General features: G+C 40.2%; 14 protein-coding genes and 8 tRNA genes. 18 read left to right on the top strand and 4 right to left on the bottom strand.

Going from position 1 to position 18,675, the window contains the following annotated elements:
• Positions 1-78: 78 nt before the first annotated feature.
• Positions 79-1,068, top strand: coding sequence for an aspartate-semialdehyde dehydrogenase (locus V6R21_RS23025; RefSeq protein ID WP_334245886.1), 990 nt, complete (start codon positions 79-81; stop codon positions 1,066-1,068).
• A 131-nt stretch (positions 1,069-1,199) separates the two neighbouring features.
• Entirely contained in the window at positions 1,200-2,534 is a 1,335-nt protein-coding gene (locus V6R21_RS23020; RefSeq protein WP_334245885.1) for a Na+/H+ antiporter NhaC family protein, read from the top strand.
• Between the two features lie 92 nt (positions 2,535-2,626).
• Here the strand turns inward: V6R21_RS23020 and V6R21_RS23015 are convergent, their stop codons facing one another.
• From V6R21_RS23015 to V6R21_RS23005, 3 genes are all read right to left on the bottom strand, one after another.
• Positions 2,627-5,422, bottom strand: a complete 2,796-nt coding sequence (locus V6R21_RS23015; protein WP_334245884.1) for a T9SS type B sorting domain-containing protein — start codon at positions 5,420-5,422, stop codon at positions 2,627-2,629.
• A 317-nt stretch (positions 5,423-5,739) separates the two neighbouring features.
• The gene (locus V6R21_RS23010) at positions 5,740-8,448 is read right to left on the bottom strand and encodes a T9SS type B sorting domain-containing protein (protein ID WP_334245883.1); all 2,709 of its coding nucleotides are present in this window, start codon (positions 8,446-8,448) and stop codon (positions 5,740-5,742) included.
• A gap of 381 nt (positions 8,449-8,829) precedes the next feature.
• Complete coding sequence (locus V6R21_RS23005; protein ID WP_334245882.1) at positions 8,830-9,324, bottom strand: DUF6702 family protein; 495 nt, start codon at positions 9,322-9,324, stop codon at positions 8,830-8,832.
• 404 nt (positions 9,325-9,728) lie between these two features.
• On the opposite strand from V6R21_RS23005, the gene rplC reads away from it, so the two are divergent.
• The 16 genes from rplC (at position 9,729) to V6R21_RS22925 (ending at position 16,255) form a co-directional block, all read left to right on the top strand.
• Complete coding sequence (gene rplC, locus V6R21_RS23000; protein ID WP_334245881.1) at positions 9,729-10,349, top strand: 50S ribosomal protein L3; 621 nt, start codon at positions 9,729-9,731, stop codon at positions 10,347-10,349.
• A gap of 10 nt (positions 10,350-10,359) precedes the next feature.
• Entirely contained in the window at positions 10,360-10,980 is a 621-nt protein-coding gene (gene rplD / locus V6R21_RS22995) for a 50S ribosomal protein L4 (protein ID WP_334245880.1), read from the top strand.
• 14 nt (positions 10,981-10,994) lie between these two features.
• Positions 10,995-11,282 (top strand): 50S ribosomal protein L23, encoded by a 288-nt coding sequence (rplW, locus tag V6R21_RS22990; RefSeq protein WP_334245879.1) that lies wholly within the window; start codon positions 10,995-10,997, stop codon positions 11,280-11,282.
• A 146-nt stretch (positions 11,283-11,428) separates the two neighbouring features.
• The gene (gene rplB, locus V6R21_RS22985) at positions 11,429-12,253 is read left to right on the top strand and encodes a 50S ribosomal protein L2 (protein WP_334245878.1); all 825 of its coding nucleotides are present in this window, start codon (positions 11,429-11,431) and stop codon (positions 12,251-12,253) included.
• Positions 12,254-12,258: 5 nt separating this feature from the next.
• Positions 12,259-12,537, top strand: coding sequence for a 30S ribosomal protein S19 (gene rpsS / locus V6R21_RS22980; protein WP_334245877.1), 279 nt, complete (start codon positions 12,259-12,261; stop codon positions 12,535-12,537).
• Positions 12,538-12,539: 2 nt separating this feature from the next.
• A complete protein-coding gene (gene rplV, locus V6R21_RS22975) occupies positions 12,540-12,926 on the top strand; it encodes a 50S ribosomal protein L22 (protein ID WP_334245876.1) in 387 nt (128 codons plus the stop codon).
• Positions 12,927-12,952: 26 nt separating this feature from the next.
• Positions 12,953-13,747 (top strand): 30S ribosomal protein S3, encoded by a 795-nt coding sequence (gene rpsC / locus V6R21_RS22970; RefSeq protein ID WP_334245875.1) that lies wholly within the window; start codon positions 12,953-12,955, stop codon positions 13,745-13,747.
• Between the two features lie 367 nt (positions 13,748-14,114).
• Complete coding sequence (locus V6R21_RS22965; protein WP_334245874.1) at positions 14,115-14,825, top strand: NUDIX hydrolase; 711 nt, start codon at positions 14,115-14,117, stop codon at positions 14,823-14,825.
• A 371-nt stretch (positions 14,826-15,196) separates the two neighbouring features.
• Positions 15,197-15,271 (top strand) — tRNA-Val (locus V6R21_RS22960).
• Between the two features lie 66 nt (positions 15,272-15,337).
• Positions 15,338-15,412 (top strand) — tRNA-Val (locus V6R21_RS22955).
• A 65-nt stretch (positions 15,413-15,477) separates the two neighbouring features.
• Positions 15,478-15,552 (top strand) — tRNA-Val (locus tag V6R21_RS22950).
• 65 nt (positions 15,553-15,617) lie between these two features.
• A tRNA-Val gene (locus V6R21_RS22945) sits at positions 15,618-15,692 on the top strand.
• 66 nt (positions 15,693-15,758) lie between these two features.
• Positions 15,759-15,833: transfer RNA gene (locus V6R21_RS22940), tRNA-Val, on the top strand.
• A 65-nt stretch (positions 15,834-15,898) separates the two neighbouring features.
• Positions 15,899-15,973, top strand: a tRNA-Val gene (locus tag V6R21_RS22935).
• A gap of 65 nt (positions 15,974-16,038) precedes the next feature.
• Positions 16,039-16,113, top strand: a tRNA-Val gene (locus tag V6R21_RS22930).
• A gap of 67 nt (positions 16,114-16,180) precedes the next feature.
• A tRNA-Val gene (locus tag V6R21_RS22925) sits at positions 16,181-16,255 on the top strand.
• 70 nt (positions 16,256-16,325) lie between these two features.
• Here the strand turns inward: V6R21_RS22925 and V6R21_RS22920 are convergent.
• A complete protein-coding gene (locus V6R21_RS22920; RefSeq protein WP_334245873.1) occupies positions 16,326-18,425 on the bottom strand; it encodes a L,D-transpeptidase in 2,100 nt (699 codons plus the stop codon).
• Positions 18,426-18,675 lie beyond the last annotated feature (250 nt).

Below are 18,675 nucleotides of genomic sequence, written 5' to 3'. Positions count from 1 at the left end.
AGTATTGTTTAGGTTGAAAAAAATAGGATTTTTGAAAGCACGAAGATTGAATCAGATACCGAAACATAAGATTATACCATGAAATTAGCTATCGTAGGAGCAACAGGACTCGTAGGTGAGCAAATGCTGAACGTGATTGCAGAAAGAGGCTTTCACTTTGATGAATTACTGATGGTGGCATCGGCTAGATCTGCCGGTAAAAAAGTTACTTATCAGGATAAAGAATATACTGTTGTTACAATAGAAGATGCTATTGCAGCAAGACCTGATATTGCCATTTTCTCAGCAGGAGGAAGCATTTCATTGGAGTTTGCTCCAAAGTTTGCAGCAGTAGGAACAACTGTTATTGACAACTCTTCTGCTTGGAGAATGGATGCCAGCAAAAAACTGATTGTACCAGAGGTGAATGCTGATACATTAACCAAAGAGGATAAAATTATAGCCAACCCTAACTGCTCTACGATACAAATGGTTGTGGCATTGGCTCCACTAAGAAACCGTTATGGAATTGAGCGTGTAGTGGTTTCAACATACCAATCAGTGACAGGTTCGGGTAAAAAGGCTGTTGACCAGTTGATGAATGAGCGTCAGGGAGTAGAAGGTGAGCGTGCTTATCCTCACAAAATTGACCTGAATGTGTTGCCACATATTGATGTTTTCATGGACAATGGGTACACAAAAGAGGAGATGAAAATGATTAACGAAACCAAGAAAATTTTTGGTGATGAGTCAATCAAGGTAACTTCTACAACTGTACGTATCCCAACAATCGGAGGGCACTCTGAAGCTGTAAACGTTGAGTTCAAGGAAGATTTTGATTTGGATGAAGTAAAAGCAATCCTATCAGAAGCACCTGGTATTATTTTGCAAGACGACCCAGCAAACAATGTATACCCTATGCCAATCAACGCCCACAATCGTGATGAAACTTTTGTAGGAAGGTTGAGAAGAGATGAGTCTCAGGCAAATACTTTGAACATGTGGATTGTTGCTGATAACCTAAGAAAAGGTGCGGCTACAAATACTGTTCAAATTGCTGAATATCTTGTAGAAAGTGGACTTGTATAGGGTAGATACCTATCCATATAATATATGCGGCGGCAATCTCTTATGAGGTTGCCGCTTATTTTTTGCTAAGTTTGGAACTTTTTAATAGATGTAATAGTTCTAAGAGTTTTTGTGAATAATTATAGATTGCTTTGAATACAGAAAACGATACGACAGTTGTCAAGAGAGGAAATGCATGGGCACTTTTACCGCTAGGGGTGTTTTTGTTGGTTTACCTTTGTGTATCCATTATTACAGGGGATTTTTATAAGATGCCTGTGGGGGTAGCTTTCCTAATAGCATCAGGTGTAGCCATTGGTATGGACCGGGGAAGGGGACTCAGTGAAAAAGTAGGAGATTTTGCGAAAGGAATGGGAAACAGAGATATCATGTTGATGTGCTTGATATTTCTGTTGGCTGGTGCTTTTGCCCAAACTGGAAAAGCGATGGGAGCTATTGACTCAACAGTTAATATGGGACTGTCATTACTGCCTTCCAATGTTTTGGTGGCAGGGCTCTTCCTGATTGCATGTTTTATATCATTAGCAGTAGGGACATCCGTGGGAACTATCGTAGCTGTAGCACCGATAGGCGTTGGAGTAGCTGAGCAATTGGGACTTCCGTTGGGACTTACATTAGGCTCTGTAATTGGAGGTGCAATGTTTGGGGATAACCTATCTATGATTTCTGATACAACGATTGCTTCTGCAAGAACACAAGGAGTCAAGATGAGAGACAAGTTCAAGATGAATATCGGAATTGTCTTGCCTGGAGCTGTATTAACCATGCTATTGTATCTGTTTTTGGCAGGAGGAGAAGCTACAAGTCTAAACGAAGAATTGGAGTACTCATTGATTAAGGTTTTCCCTTATGTAGCAGTACTTGTTGCGGCATTGTTTGGTGTGAATGTAATTCTTGTTCTGGCAGGAGGTGTGCTGATATCAGGAGTTGTTGGTATTTATACTGAAAGTTTTGATATATGGGGCTGGATAGCGGCTGTACAGAAGGGAATTTCAGGAATGTCTGAATTGGTTATTATCTGTTTATTGGTAGGAGGAGTTGTCGAATTGATTCGTAAGAATGGAGGTATTGAGTTTTTGATCAGTTTGATATTACGAAATGTCAAAAGTAAGCGAGGTGCTGAATTGGGTATTGCTGCATTAATCAGTGTTGTAGATGTTTGTACAGCGAATAATACGGTTGCGATTATTATTGCAGGACCTATTGCGAAAGATATTTCAGACAGGTTTGAGTTAGATCCAAGGCGAACAGCAAGTTTGTTGGATACTTTTTCTTGTTTTGCACAAGGAACCATTCCGTATGGAGCACAAATATTGGCTGCTGTAAGTGTGGCCGGTGCGGCAGTGATTAGTCCATTAGAAGTAATGCAATATCTTTATTATCCCTATTTGATGGGAGCAAGTGCTCTGATTGTGATTATGGTAGGAGTTAGAGGGAAAGTAAGTGTGGAGAAGGTTCCTGCTTAATTCTTTATTGGTATACGTAAAATAAAAGCGGAATGAAATATAGTTTCATTCCGCTTTTCCTCTTTAAAAGTATTGTCTGGGTAGTTTTATGACTACTTGATAGACGTGTCTATATTATTGTCATCTTTGTTTCTCATAAGCATTACCCAACCTTTGTAAGTGGTTTTCTCATCCTCTTCGTGAAGTCTGTAAAATGTGACTTCAGCCTCATAATAATAAGTACCTGATGAAAGCAGTTGCCCATCTAGGTCTCTGCCATCCCAATTAATTTCTGGGTTTTGATCAGAAGTAAATATCAAACCTCCCCATCTATTGATCACTGTAAACTTAACTTCCTTGACAAACCTAGGGCATCTCATAGGAATGAAGAGGTCATTAATCCCATCATTGTTAGGACTGAATGCATTAGGTAATATATAACTTGTGCATTCATTATCTTGAACCTCAATATTGGATAATACACTTTCATTTCCAGAGAAGTCTACTGCGGTAACAGTATAGCTTCCGGCAATGGAAACAAGGTCTTCGTGAAGGTATTGTAGATCAGGAGTTGAACCTATTTTATTGAACCCTTCCAAACTGCTTTGTTCCCTTTCACTGTAATAGATATTATAGTAAGCAATATCGTCATCACATGTGTCTCCTGTGCCATCAATCCATGACAGTTGATTGGTATAGGTCTGTAAGCATTGATCATCTGTACTATATTGCTCTTGAGAAAGTGCATTACAGTCTGGACTAACAAGTGTGAGTACAGGTGGACAAGGGGGAATTGTATCTAATAATGTAGCACATAATTCCTGAGAATAATTGATCAATGAGTCAGGTAAGCCATACTGTTCATAGGTACCGACTGTAAGGATTTTGTAACAGTACTCTTGTCCTTCAATCATCCCTTCAGACAAGTCTTCATACATTAGCCCCTCGCTGCTAACCATCACACTGTCCAGTAATTTGAATTCACTATTATCCTCTTCTTTGAGTTTTTTGAAAATATAATGAATAGGTCTACTACTTGAGGTTATACTCCATGGAACAGAAGCTTTCCAGTTCAGTATGATACTATTCAATTTGGGTGAAGCCCTGAGCTCTACTTGAGAGGCTGTTCTGGATGTTTCCAACAAATTTCCACTGGAAGAAAGCTCTACCCAATAATGGTAGCGAGTGTTTTCTGTATCAAGTCCCTTGTCAATGTAAGAGGTATCTTGTTTTTGGAAAGTTTGGTTGATTTCAGTCAATGGGTCCATGCCAGACAACCCTTCACCTCTAAAAAGTCTGTAAGTAACAGATTCCAGACTTTCGTTGTAAGGTTGAGTCCACGCTACTGAGATTTCACCATCCTCTGAATCAGTTTGGTCTATACTAACATTGGTCATGTAGAATAAAGCAGGAACAAAAGTGCAGGCTTCTTGTGAAGCAAGGCTTTCGCCTCCTTGTGGCTGAGAAAAGCTGGCGTAAATTCTATAGCAATAGTTAGAGCCTCCTTGTACGGTAACATCTTCAAAAGAGGTGGCATTGATGTCAACTTCACCAACCTTTTGATACCCTGTATACTCAGGAAGTCCAGTTTCACATACTGGTTGGAAATCAAAAGAGCCCACTTTTCGATAAATGTGTATTTTTTCAGCTCTTCCACAGGAGTATGCATCCCAATTGAGACGAACTGTACCATTGAGAGTATCTGTCTCTGCTGTCAAACCTTGAGGTGCAGGGCCTAATACTCTAACCCTCCAAGTCTGCGTATCTCCTAATTGTAAATTGCTAGGTTTTGGGTGATCCAAGGCTTGAAAGGTAAATTGGTAAGGCTGGTTACGAACATCATTGCAGGTAGTTTGCCAACTTAAAGTACCTTCTTGTTTGTGAACAGGAGGTGTGTTGAATATTTGAAAAGTAGGCTGCTGACTCGGTAATGATAGTACAGGAAAAGCTGCTAAATGTAGGGAGACACTATCAAGGCTTGGTTGTTTGCCTCCAGATGCACAAACCCGCTCCTGTTGATCTTCTCCTATTATCATACCTGTAAGTACTTCACCTGCTACAATACAAGTATCTTTTGGGAGGGTCAGTAAGGGTCTTAAATTGATGTTGTCATTTACAATAATCTGCATATCTCTATTGACAGAGCCAATCAGTACTCCATCTCGCCATTCATCTACAAAAAAAGCAACATTGTATTCTCCTATTTCATTTGGGGAATCCCAAACTAGATCTCCAGTGATTTCATCAATATAGAAGTCTCCTGGGATGGTACAATCTTCTCGTTCAAATGTCCAAGTCTCATTTAGGTCATCCGGGAAGCGGTAGTTGTTAACAGGTTTATTTTTATTTTGGAGACAAATGGTTAGTCTGTAAGATAAGCTGTCCCCTTGGGCATCATAGGCTCCAGCATTGATAATGTATTTTTGTCCAATACTGGCATGTAAAACTGGGGGTATTGTAAGAATAGGAGATGAGTTAAGGCCAAGTATAGGGTTGATTAAGAATTCTGATTCCACATAAAATGACATAGCGTCAGAATTATCCATATTCTTGATGTTACTGTTTCGTTGCATCTCAAAGTAGGAGACTTTATAGGATCCAGCAGATGCAAATGTATGTGTAGTAGTATACTGTAGCATCTCAGTCATTTTATCTTGTGTAAGCCCTAGGGAAATAGGTTCCACTTGTTTTGCTTCTGTGCCATCTCCAAAGTCAATTAAACCTTTTCCAGCTGGAACACCTCCGACATCTCTGTATAGAATGACCGTGATTTCATAAGTAAGAGATGATGTGTTGCTACTTCTTTTTATTGTTAAGTCCCCGGCTCTAATGTGACTTGCGTACAGGTTTAGTGAAGCAAAGCATATCAAGGTGGCTGTAATCAAGAATACATTTATGATATTTCGCATAATGTGGCTATTATATTGCGGTTATCCCTAAAAAATGTTTAGTCTAAATTGAATGATCATACTTAGTATGAAGGAGCTTATGTTTTAGCTATAGCTGGCATATTATCTGTTTTGTGTTTTATAAACACTAAAAGAAAATAGTGCCAAATGGAAAGCGAAAATTTACGGATTAATATAGGACTTTGTTTAGAAAAAAATAGGTTAATTTTTTTTTTAAATGATAACCATAAGAAATATTCCATTGGTTATAGAAAAAAAGCTACGCTCGGAAGCGTAGCTCGTTAAGCAGTGGATTATTCTGACGATTTGAATACAAATTAGTCAATGACCGTATCGTCTTTATTCCGAATCACTTGGATCCATCCTTTTATTGTTACTTTTTCGTCAGCTTCATTCAGACGGTAAAACTGTACATCAGCTTGATAAAAGTAAGTTCCGGATGAAATGATTTTACCGTTTTTATTTTCACCATTCCACATGATTTCTACATCACTACCATCATCACTTTCAGAATTAAACTCATAAATAGATTCACCCCATCGATTAAACACTTCAAATTCTACACTTCGCACAAACCTAGGGCAACGCATAGGGATAAATAAATCATTGATGCCATCCCCATTTGGACTAAAAGCATTTGGCAATTCGTAGATAGGACACTCATTATCCTGAGTTACGATGTTGCTTATTGGACTTTCGTTCCCAGCGTCATCCAAAGCGGTAACAGCGTAGCTTCCTGCTAGTGAAACAAGGTTACTGTGTACAAAAGTAAGATCAGGGACATTACCTATCAGGCTGTCAAATTCAGCTAAGTTTTCAGCTAGCCTTGGGCTATAATATATATTGTATGAAACTATATCATTGTCACAACCATCTGAAGTGTCATTAACCCACGTGAGAATATTTGAGAACCTGTCTGTGCAGGGGTCATCAGGGTTGTAATCACCTACGTTTTTTAAGGTTGAACAGTCAGGACTCATTAACGAAAGTATTGGAGGACATGGTGGAATAGTGTCAAGTAATGTTGTGCAACGGGTTTGAGAAAAATTGAGTAATGGTTCGGGAAGCTCATCGAATTCGTACGTACCATATGTCAAAACCCGATAACAATAGACTTGCCCTTCCACAAATCCACCTGACAGCGTATTGCCAATATCGGTATAGGTTAGCCCAGCTTGATTGACAATAATACTGTCTATCAAGACAAAAGCCTCATCAGGCTCTTCATCAAGCTTACGGTAAATTAAATGCGTAGGGAAACGATTGGATGTAATACTCCAAGGGACAATAGCCCGCCAGTTTAATTGAATTGAGCTTAATTGAGAAGCGGATTCTAATCGAACGGTTGATGCTGTACGAGTAGTGTCAAAGGTACTGCCTCCAGCAATTAATTCAACCCAATAATGATAAACAAGGTCCCGTGTATTGAGCCCTGTGTCTGTATATGAGGTTTGAGTTTCAGAGAAAGTTTGGTTGATTTCAACAAAGTTATCTTTTCCTTCAAACCCTTCGGCTCTGAATAAACGGTAGGAGATAGGCTGTGGTAAATCACTCATAGTAGGTTGTGTCCACTCCACGTCAATTGTTCCGTTTTCTGTATCGGTTTCAACTACGCTGACTTTGGTCATGTAGAGTGTAGCGGGTAGAAACGCACAAGCTTCTTCAGAGGCTAAGCTTTCTCCCCCTTGAGGATCTTCAAATGTGACAAATATTCTATAGCAGTAATTAGACCCTCTTTCCAATGAATTATCTACATAGGAGGTTCTTCCTGCTTCCACCTCTGCTATTTTTTCATAGCCAGTGTAGGCAGGGAGTCCAGTTTCACAGACAGGTTGAAAATCAAAAGAACCCACTTTGCGATAAATCATAATATTTTCAGCTCTGCCACAGGAGTAGTTGTCCCATGTAAGCGTAATATTTCCATTCAGTTCATCAGCTTCAGCTTGGAGGTTCTGAGGTGGTGGACCAACCACCTTAATACGCCATGACTTGGTGTCGCCAAGTTGAAGTTGGGCGTTAAGTCGGTCATTCTCTGGGCGTGGATTATCTAGCGTTTGAAAAGTAAACTGATAAGGCTCAGACCTGATGTCAAGGCAGTTAGTTTGCCATGTCAGTGTACCTTCTTCTCTTCCAAGCGGAGGTTGTAAACCTGCTACTGCAAAACTTGGTGAAACACTAGGCGGAGTTAGACTTGGTTGGGTTACCAAAAATAGATCGACCAAGTGGTTCTCAGGCTCTAGTCCTCCTGTTGCACAAGGGGCTTCCATAAGCTCTTCAGAGACAATCAAACCTGTAATTTGGTCTCCAGCGATAACACAGGTATCATTCGGGACCGTTAATGTAGGACCAAAGTTTGCGACGTCCTTTACAATAATTTGCATATCCCGGTTAACAGAACCGATTTTTTGCCCATCTCGAAATTCATCTACAAAGAAAGCTACGTTGTACTCTCCGGCTTCATTTGGAGCATCCCAAGTAAGGTCTCCAGTGATAGGATCAATAAAAAACTCACCCGGACGTGTACAGTCCTCTCGTTCAAATGTCCATGTTTCATTCGGGTCATCTGGGAAGCGATAGTTTTGAACAGGAAGATCACGGCCTTGCCTACAGATAGTTAGACGGTAAGCTAAGCTGTCACCTTGAGCATCAAAAGCACCTGCATTGATCATATACTTTTGACCTATGCGAGCCTGAAGAACTGGAGGAATAAGTAAGGTTGGAGAAGAGTTGAGTCCTAAAATAGGGTTGATCAGAAACTCAGACTCTATATAGAAGGCGGTTTCGCTGGGAACATCCATATTGCGAACAGTTGGGTTCCGGTTTTTTTCAAAATAGGAAACCTTGTAAGTGCCTGCCGATGGGAAGGTATGTTCCACTTCATAAAGTAGTATCTCAGTCAAGCCATCTTCTGTATTCCCAAGAGATTGTGGACTTACAAGTCTTGGGTCCGTACCATCTCCAAAATCCACAAGTCCTTCTCCGGCAGGTACACCAGTTACATCCCTGTAGAGGATGATTGTGACCATAAATGTAAGAGAAGTATTTCCGGGAAGCCGTCTTATTGTAAGGTCACCAGCTCTGATGTGAGTAGCGTAGGTGTTTGTTGCTAGGCCAAAAAGAAAGCTTAGCAAGAGTAAGGTTCTACAGATTTTCCGCATAGCGTCAGCTGAAGTTCGTAGGTGAAAATGGATTATTGGTTATGTACATTCTGCTGAAAAAGACAGTGTAGGTACCAGTTGTTTTTATCTGAGAGAAAACAACATTATTATATTAAGAAAAAAGTCAGACATCTTGAAGGAACTCTATCATCCTTTTCAAAATGAATAGGGGAATTTTTATTGAGAGGTAATGGGTTGTGTTTTAGGTTAATAAATTTGTGTTTTTTGAATAAGGTTAGGCCAGAAATATCAAGGAGTAAAGGTTTCAGTTGTGTTGTTCTTATTCATTAAAAAGCTCTCTTCCTTGTCTTCATATTTTAGGTGAATAATATTTCTTTGATCGTCGAATTGTTCTGTAAGGAAATCACAATCGATTTGAAGGCTTTTTACTTTTTTCACTTTTAGTACTTCTCTATAAATCCATATAGCGGAAAGATCAGCTTCCCTTCCTACATAGTTGAACGCTACTTCTTTGTTATTTACAGTTAGGGTAAAATGCTGTTGTAAGTATTGGGACAACCATTTTTCACTTTCAGGATGCTCGAACTTGGTTCCTAATTGTAATTTTGGTCCACCAATTCCTTCTATAGCCTGTTCAAGGTCATCCATGAAAATCTTATGGGTGATTTCAAGGGAATTGTTTTCTCCATTGTAATCGATATTGGTGACACTAATATGTAAAGGGTGTAAAGCAGATGAAAGAAGAGGGACAAGTCCACAAAGAATGATCAGAAGTTTTTTCATGTTGTTAGTTTTAGAAGTTGCTGGCTGTAAATAGTAGCCAAGGAGCAAAATTACATTTTTTAATATAGAGTTCAAGCTGCGTGAAATGGGATAACTTGAAGGCTATTAAGAAAAGTTTACATGCTTACCTACAAATTTTTGTGAAAAAAGGAAGGGAAATTTGTCATCTATCAGAAAATCACTAATTTTGCAGACCGTTTGAGTGGTGTTCTCATAACCCAACCTAAAAGAATAACTCGCTTCGAGAAGCAAATCAGCAACTTAAGCGGGTTTTTGTTTTGTAAAAATGGTTTGGGGATAGAGGTATCACGATCGGAAAAGACCGCTGGGATTCTGACTTAAGCGTAAAGCTTGCAATCCTACGTCTGAATAATTTAACTAATTATTTTAAAGGTAAAATTACAATGCCAGGAATTATCGGTAAGAAAGTCGGTATGACCAGTATTTTTGATGAAAACGGCAAGAACATCGCTTGTACGTTGATCGTTACTGGTCCTAACGTAGTGACTCAGGTAAAAACTCCTGAAACTGACGGTTATTCAGCTGTTCAGATCGGGTTTGACGAGAAAAAAGAAAAAAGAACGTCCGCTGCCTTGAAAGGTCACTTCGCAAAAGCAGGAACAACTCCAAAGCGTAAGCTTATTGAGTTCCGTAACCCAGAGGCTGAGTACTCTTTGGGGGATACGCTTAAAATGGAAGAAATCTTCGCTGAAGGAGAGTTCGTAGACATTATTGGTACCTCTAAAGGTAAAGGTTTCCAAGGTGTAGTTAAAAGACACGGTTTCGGTGGTGTTGGTCAGAGTACACACGGTCAGCACAACAGATTGAGAGCACCAGGTGCTATCGGTGCTTGTGCTACGCCTTCAAGAGTATTCAAAGGCCTGAGAATGGCTGGTAGAACTGGCGGTAAGCGTGTGACAGTTCAAAACCTGACAGTATTGAAACTTTATCCAGAAGAAAACCTGATTCTGGTAAGTGGTGCTGTACCAGGTGCGAAAAATTCTTACGTAATCATCGAAAAGTAATCTAGGAAAAATGGAATTAGCAGTTGTAAATATTCAAGGCGCTGAAACTGGAAGAACAGTGAATCTTCCTGATTCTGTGTTCGGCATTGAGCCAAACGACCACGCTATCTACCTGGACGTGAAACAATACCTGGCTAACCAAAGACAAGGTACTCACAAGTCTAAGGAGAGAGCTGAGATTACGGGTTCTACTCGTAAACTAAAAAAACAAAAAGGTACAGGTACTGCACGTGCCGGTTCTATCAAGTCTCCAGTATTTGTTGGTGGTGGTAGAGTATTTGGCCCTAAGCCAAGAAACTACTCTTTCAAACTGAACAAAAAACTGAAGCAGCTTGCTAGAAAATCAGCTTTGGCATACAAAGCATCTGAGCAAAACATCACTGTGGTTGAGGCATTCAACTTCGATGCACCTAAGACTAAATCTTATGCAGCAGTGCTGGAAGCTCTTTCACTTACAGGTACTAAAACGTTGCTAGTTACTGGCGATGTGAATACTAACGTAGTGAAGTCAGCACGCAACTTGCCTAAGACTAAGGTTGCAACAGTAGCGGACCTTAACACTTACGATATCATGCACACTGAGCGCGTGATTCTTGTGGAGGACGCGGTTGAAAAATTTTCTAACTTCTAAGGAGCCTTATCACAATGCAAATACTTATCAAACCACTAATCACTGAGAAAGCTGCTAGTATGAATGAGGAAGGCGTTTATGTTTTTGTTGTAAACAAAAACGCTAACAAAATTCAGATCAAGCAAGCAATTGAGGAGAAATACGGAGTAACCGTAGATTCAGTGAGAACAGCGATCATGCCTGGCAAGTCTAAGACAAGATACACTAAGACTGCTATTATTGACGGAAGCACTTCATCTTACAAGAAGGCATTCATCAAATTGGCTGAAGGCGAAATCATCGATATTTACGAGAACATGTAATATATGGAATAGGGTTGTGTGGCAATAAAGTATTGGCTGATTGTTACACAACCATATTCCCATATGGTTTTTAATCAATTGTTGTCTATCGCAGGCAGGAAAACCTATCTGCAGGCGGTAATAGCAAATCAAGTCTATTTTAAAAAATGGCAGTAAAAAAGTTAAAACCAGTAACTCCAGGTACGCGATTCAGAATCGCTCCTACATTCGAGGAGATTACTAAGAGCACGCCAGAGAAGTCGCTGTTAGCGAAAAAGTCACACACTGGTGGTAGAAATAATACAGGTAAAATGACTGTCCGCAACGTTGGTGGTGGTCACAAGAAAAAATACCGTATCATTGACTTCATACGTGAGAAACACGGAGTTGCTGCTACTGTAATTGGTATCGAATACGATCCAAACAGAACTGCACGCATTGCCCTATTGCAATATGAGGATGGTGAGAAGCGCTATATCGTTGCTCCTCAAGGCCTGACTGACGGCATGACGGTAGTATCTGGTCCTGGATCTAGCCCAGAAGTAGGAAACACACTTCCTCTTTCTGAAATTCCTGTAGGTACAATCATTCATAACATCGAACTGAGACCTGGTCACGGTGCTGCGATGGTTCGTTCTGCTGGTGCATACGCTCAGTTGCTGGGCCGTACTGGTAAGTACGCTACTATCAAATTGCCTTCAGGCGAAACACGTATGGTGTTGGCAGTTTGTATGGCTACAATCGGTACTGTTTCTAACTCAGACCACATGAACGTTCGTTTGGGTAAAGCTGGTAGAAACAGATGGTTGGGCAGACGTCCTAGAGTTAGAGGTGTAGCAATGAACCCAGTCGATCACCCTATGGGTGGTGGTGAAGGTAAATCTTCAGGCGGTCACCCACGCTCTAGAAACGGCTTGTACGCTAAAGGTCAGAAGACTAGAAAGCACAACAAGTACTCTGACAGAATGATTATCTCAAGAAGAAAAAAATAATTTAAATGGCTAGATCACTAAAAAAAGGACCATATATTGATTTCCGCCTGGATAATAAAGTACAGGCGTTGAACGAGTCTGGTAAGAAGCAAGTTGTCAAGACTTGGTCTAGAAGATCTATGATCTCTCCAGATTTCATCGGTCATACGTTCGCTGTTCACAACGGTAACAAATTTATCCCTGTATATGTGACTGAAAACATGGTAGGTCATAAACTAGGTGAATTTGCTCCTACAAGAACTTTTAAGGGTCACATTAACAAAAAAGACAAAGGCAAAAGATAAGCATGGAAGCAGTAGCAAAACTGAATAACTGCCCAATCGCTCCTCGCAAGATGCGTCTTGTTGTGGATACGATCAGAGGCAAGAAAGCCATTGAAGCATTGAACTTGCTTAGATATGAGCAAAAAGCAGGTGCTCCTTACATGGAGAAACTTCTTCTGTCTGCCATCGCTAACTGGGAGCAGAAGAACCCTAATGACTCTATTGAGGACGCAGACCTGTTCGTAAAAGAGGTATTCGTAACGCAAGGTCGTACACTGAAGCGTTTCCGTCCAGCTCCACAAGGTAGAGCGCACAGAATCAGAAAACGTTCAAACCACGTAACTTTGGTGGTTGACGCTCTGAGCACTGGCCTGATTGACGTTCAAGTTGAATCAGCAGACAACGAATAATCTTAACTCTAAACTAAGCAATTTCAATGGGACAAAAAGTAAATCCTATAGGTCTTAGACTTGGCTATATTAAAGGTTGGGAGTCTAGCTGGTATGGTGGAAAAGACTTTTCAGACAAGCTGGTAGAAGACCAAGAGATCAGAAAATATTTGGCAGCACGTATCCCTAATCCAAGAGCAGGGGTAGCAAAAGTTGTTATCGAAAGAACACTGAAGCGTATCACGCTTACTATCCACACTGCTCGTCCAGGCGTGGTAATTGGTAAAGCGGGTGCTGAAGTAGACCGTATCAAAGAAGAGCTGAAGAAGCTTACTGGTAAAGACGTTCAGATCAACATCTTCGAGGTGAAAAGACCTGAAACAGACGCTAAACTGGTAGGTGAATCAATCGCTCAGCAGCTGCAGAACCGTGTATCTTACAGAAGAGCAATGAAGCAAGCAATTGCTAACGCTATGAGAGTAGGTGCACAAGGTATCAAAATCAAGCTGTCAGGTCGTTTGGGTGGTGCGGAAATGGCACGTGTTGAAACATACAAAGAGGGTCGTATTCCACTACACACACTGAGAGCTGACATCGATTACGCTCTGTCAGAAGCACAGACTGTATACGGTATCATCGGTATTAAAGTATGGATCTTCAAAGGTGAAGTGATCGGTAAGCGTGACCTTTCTCCTAACGTAGACACTGGCGGCAAGAAAGAAGGCCGTGGTGGACGCGGTGGTCGTAACCAAGGCCGTGGCGGACGCGGTGGTCGTGGTGGCCAAGGCCAAGGCGGCGGTAGAAGAGACAGAAAAGATAACAGAGGCGGCAAAGAAAGCTAATTTCGGCGCAAGCATCTGTAAACATACTTCAAAAGGCAAAACCCGAACCTGTAATATGGTTCGGGTTTTTTTGCATTAATCACTTTCTGATTCAATATTATTGAGAAATAAAACCCTTACTTTAGAGGGATAATTAAAAATCTCTTTGTATTATCAGAAGAAATCACTGAATTAAACGTTGATTGTAAAAAAGCATAAAACACCTGAAATAATTCGCTGATATCAGGAAGTTACATTCATTTTTTTGTAGTTTTAGACCATCTAGCTTTCAGAACAACCATATTTATATGCTTATTAGATAAATATTTTTAGAATTAGGTTTGACTGAAACGACTAACTAAAAACACAAAAACCACAACTTGGCTATATGAACGAGTATTATAGAAACGCCTATCGGCCCCTGCTGGCCATGGACTGTGTGATATTTGGTTATGAAAAAGGTACGCTGAAGGTTCTTCTTACCCGTAGGAAGCAGGAACCTTATAAAGGTGCGTGGGGTCTGGCAACAGGTTTCCTCCATGAGGGAGAGTCTTTGGATTATGCCGCAGAACGTATCCTAAAAAAGCAGACAGGTTTGGACGACATCTATATGGATCAGTTACAAGCCTTTGGTGATGTAGGAAGAGACCCTGTAGAACGAGTGGTTTCAATTGTTTACTACGCATTGATTAATGTGGATAACTATGACAGGTCTCTGTTGGAAGAAAACCAAGCAGAATGGTTTTCTATTACAAGTCTGCCAAAGTTAATGTTTGACCATGAAAACATGATCCAAAAGGCATGGGGAAAACTCAGAAGAAAGTCCCGTTATCAGCCTATTGGATTTGAGTTGCTGCCCGAGAAGTTTACCCTTCCTGAGCTTCAATCCCTTTATGAAGCAATCCACCAGAAGCAGTTTGATAAGCGTAACTTCCGTAAGAAGATCCTTGCTACAAACCTATTGGTGAAATTGGACGAGAAACAGAAAGGTGTTTCCAAGAAAGGAGCTTATTATTATCAGTTCCAAAAAGATTTGTATGATGAGTTGATTGCTGCTGGATTCAACTTTGAGCTTAAATCAATGGCCTTTGGTAGTTAAACTACACAACATCTTTTAGAAAGATAGCAAAGCCACAGGAGTCTTTAACCTTGTGGCTTTATTGCTTTCTAGATGTAACACTTTGCACAACTTTTAAAATGCCATATTCTGAATTTGTAAAGCATTTAAGAAAGGTGGTCAGACGTTGGGTTAGTAGTATGATTAGCCTTCAAACAATTTGAAAGCTAGAAAAGTCGTGATAATTTTCTTGTTGACTATCAATCACTAATGCGGATTACACCTTTTTTTTGTGTATTGGGATTTGTAGAAATGATTAAACCTACTACCTTTGCACTCGCAACAACGGAAAAGGGTTGTGAGTTTGCTTATCAGACCACAAATTTTAACTGTTTTGTGATATTTGACATGATGGGGTGTTAGCTCAGTTGGTTTAGAGCACCTGCCTTACAAGCAGGGGGTCACTGGTTCGAATCCAGTACGCCCCACAATACATTGACAAATGAGTCGGTGTTTTGAAGGATTGATGAATTCCTTTAAAAAAGAAACATGATGGGGTGTTAGCTCAGTTGGTTTAGAGCACCTGCCTTACAAGCAGGGGGTCACTGGTTCGAATCCAGTACGCCCCACAATACATTGACAAATGAGTCGGTGTTTTGAAGGATTGATGAATTCCTTTAAAAAGAAACATGATGGGGTGTTAGCTCAGTTGGTTTAGAGCACCTGCCTTACAAGCAGGGGGTCACTGGTTCGAATCCAGTACGCCCCACAATACATTGACAAACGAGTCGGTGTTTTGAAGGATTGATGAATTCCTTTAAAAAGAAACATGATGGGGTGTTAGCTCAGTTGGTTTAGAGCACCTGCCTTACAAGCAGGGGGTCACTGGTTCGAATCCAGTACGCCCCACAATACATTGACAAACGAGTCGGTGTTGTAAAGGAATGACACATTTCTTACTAGAGGAAACATGATGGGGTGTTAGCTCAGTTGGTTTAGAGCACCTGCCTTACAAGCAGGGGGTCACTGGTTCGAATCCAGTACGCCCCACAATACATTGACAAATGAGTCGGTGTTTTGAAGGATTGATGAATTCCTTTAAAAAGAAACATGATGGGGTGTTAGCTCAGTTGGTTTAGAGCACCTGCCTTACAAGCAGGGGGTCACTGGTTCGAATCCAGTACGCCCCACAATACATTGACAAACGAGTCGGTGTTGTAAAGGAATGACACTTTCTTACTAGAGGAAACATGATGGGGTGTTAGCTCAGTTGGTTTAGAGCACCTGCCTTACAAGCAGGGGGTCACTGGTTCGAATCCAGTACGCCCCACAATACATTGACAAACGAGTCAGTGTTTATAAAGGAATCACAAATTCCTTACTAGAAGAAACATGATGGGGTGTTAGCTCAGTTGGTTTAGAGCACCTGCCTTACAAGCAGGGGGTCACTGGTTCGAATCCAGTACGCCCCACTAATAAAAAAGCCATAGATTAGTTTTATCTAACCTATGGCTTTTTTTATTTCCTAGAGATCAAATTTTTCTATTCTTCATTGAGAAGAATATTATTCAATGAGACATCAACAGTAATTTCTAACCTGTTTTCAAACTTTTTGAATTTACTGAAGTACTCCTCACCAAATAGTGTAATCCCAAATATACGTTCATTATTCTGTTTCATGTTCTCGGTAAGCTTGGCACTTAGCTTTGAATATATGTAAGAGAAGTTATAAAGCTCCTTATACCCAGCCGCATCAATTAATGCATATTTAGGTTTTTTATGTAATGCCAAGAAGTTTTCAAAACCCTCATTGTCATTCGGGTATTTCATTTTACCTGTTTCCACACCTTCTTTTCTAAGTGCGATTTCGCCGGCTGCATAAATATAAGCCTGAGCAAGAATCGCATCATGGAGTGTGATAATGATGGTTTTATTTTCAGAAGCTAGCTGCTTTTCTTGCCTTCTTTCTACTATATATGAACTGATCCATTCCAGTTCTGACCTGTCAAAGGCTGTTGGGTTAGCAGTCGAAAGCGAGTCTAGATACTCATAATACTTGAGGACAAGCTTTCTTTGAGGAGAAATGTCTAGTACAGTAAATGGATTTTGCGTTAACTCATTACCATCCTCTGCTTTTTCTACTACTTGAGGCGTTTCAATATTGATCTGTTCCTTTATTTTTTCAAATGGAATTTCATATTCCTTGAGCTTTTCTTCAAGTCTCATGAGAAGGTACTCTTTGGAGTAAGCAAGTCTTTGTTTTACAAATATTGTAGCATCAGAGGCGCTATAGCGCCTAAGTACAGCCAAGTCTTCTACATATCCACCTGCATAATAATTACTCTGAATATCAAAAGTGTTTCTGAACTGCTCACTGACCAAGTAAGATAAGCTATCCTGAAGCTCAAACCAGCGGATCATGGCTTTTTCAGGAAGTGGAACCTTGGTTTTCATATTGATACTAACTTTAACCTTTCGGTCATGTACCAAGAGTTTTGTAATAGGCTCCAAAACATCTTTTTCTAGTTGCTTATCCAGCACACATCTGTTTTTATCATTATATATTCTTTCATATAGCAACGTAACTTCACTCCTAAAGTCCAAAGTCTTTTCTACATCATACTTGTCAAAGCTTGGTGCATACCTAGCAGCAACAGCGTTTTGAAGAGGTATTGCATCAATAAAAACAGGAATTACCTTTTGTCGAGTAATTATTTCCTTTAGTAAGTAAGAGAAAATGCTGGATGTTCTGATACAGCCACCTGAAAGCGCATAGCCAAGCTGCTCGACTCTATTTGTACCATGTACATATAAGTGGCGTTCCAATGAGTTTAGGTTGTCCATCCAATAGACAGAACTATCCTGATAGTAGTAATACTGTGGAGCCGATATAGGAACGTATTCACTACCGTCATTTTGTCCTTTCAGCGCATATTGATTAGATAGGATGTAAGCTTTCTCTTTTTTGGTACTCACTTTATGTAGCCATTGTGCTGTACCAGCAAACTTTTGCTTTTCAATCCGAATGAAAATGTCTTTCATGTCGGTCATGATGGTATTAGCCATCCACAGGTTCTTGGTTTCATCATTCAGTGTAAAATAACCAAGTGGAGTTTTGCCTGAGTCACAGGAGTAACCTATACCTTGCCAGGCAGTGGATACTTTGACTTCTAGCATAAGTCCTGACTTTACATGTACTAAATAGGCTTTTTGCCCTCCCCTGTTATAGGCGGCTGCATTAACCAGCATGACAAAACCATTTCCTTTCCAGTTCTTTTCATAAACCAGATAGTTTAACTGCTCCTCAAACTTATCTTTAATCAACTGATACTGGCGAATGTTTCTTGTTGGTGATAATACTTTACCAGTAAAGACTTCTTCATTCGCCAAGCTTTTCTGTTCATCAGATAAGCTGAAGTAACTTTCTTGAAGGTTGAAAATGAGGCTGTCACATGCCATTTTCAATGGCATTGGCATATAAGGCTGTTCCTGTCTGAGTGCCTGAATTGAGTTGAGCTTACTTACCCACGCTTCAGCTTCAGCTTTCTTAAGTTGAAGAGAATCTTGTTCTTGGTTGAAAGCTGCTGCGTAGTGAGCAATAAACAGCAAGATGGATAAATTAAGGGTAGAAAGTATTCTCATAGGAATTGGTAGTCAGTTAATAAACCGGTAAGGCTTAGCCGAATAGACTTTAGGTTATGATGTAAGTATCTCTAGTGTATACGTACAGCAAGCCTGAACCGATGATGTATTTGATTTAATTGATGTTAATTTGATTGTAAATAGATCTTATATAAAGTGTGTCCTACTTTTTGTTGGGTTTATCTCGAAAACTATACCGTAATGTTAATGAGTAGGTGATTTTTATGGTTTAATGATTTAGCTAATTGTT

Origin of the sequence: Limibacter armeniacum, assembly GCF_036880985.1 — a bacterium.
Lineage (GTDB): Bacteria > Bacteroidota > Bacteroidia > Cytophagales > Flammeovirgaceae > Limibacter > Limibacter armeniacum.
This window is presented reverse-complemented; position numbering and strand designations above follow the sequence as displayed.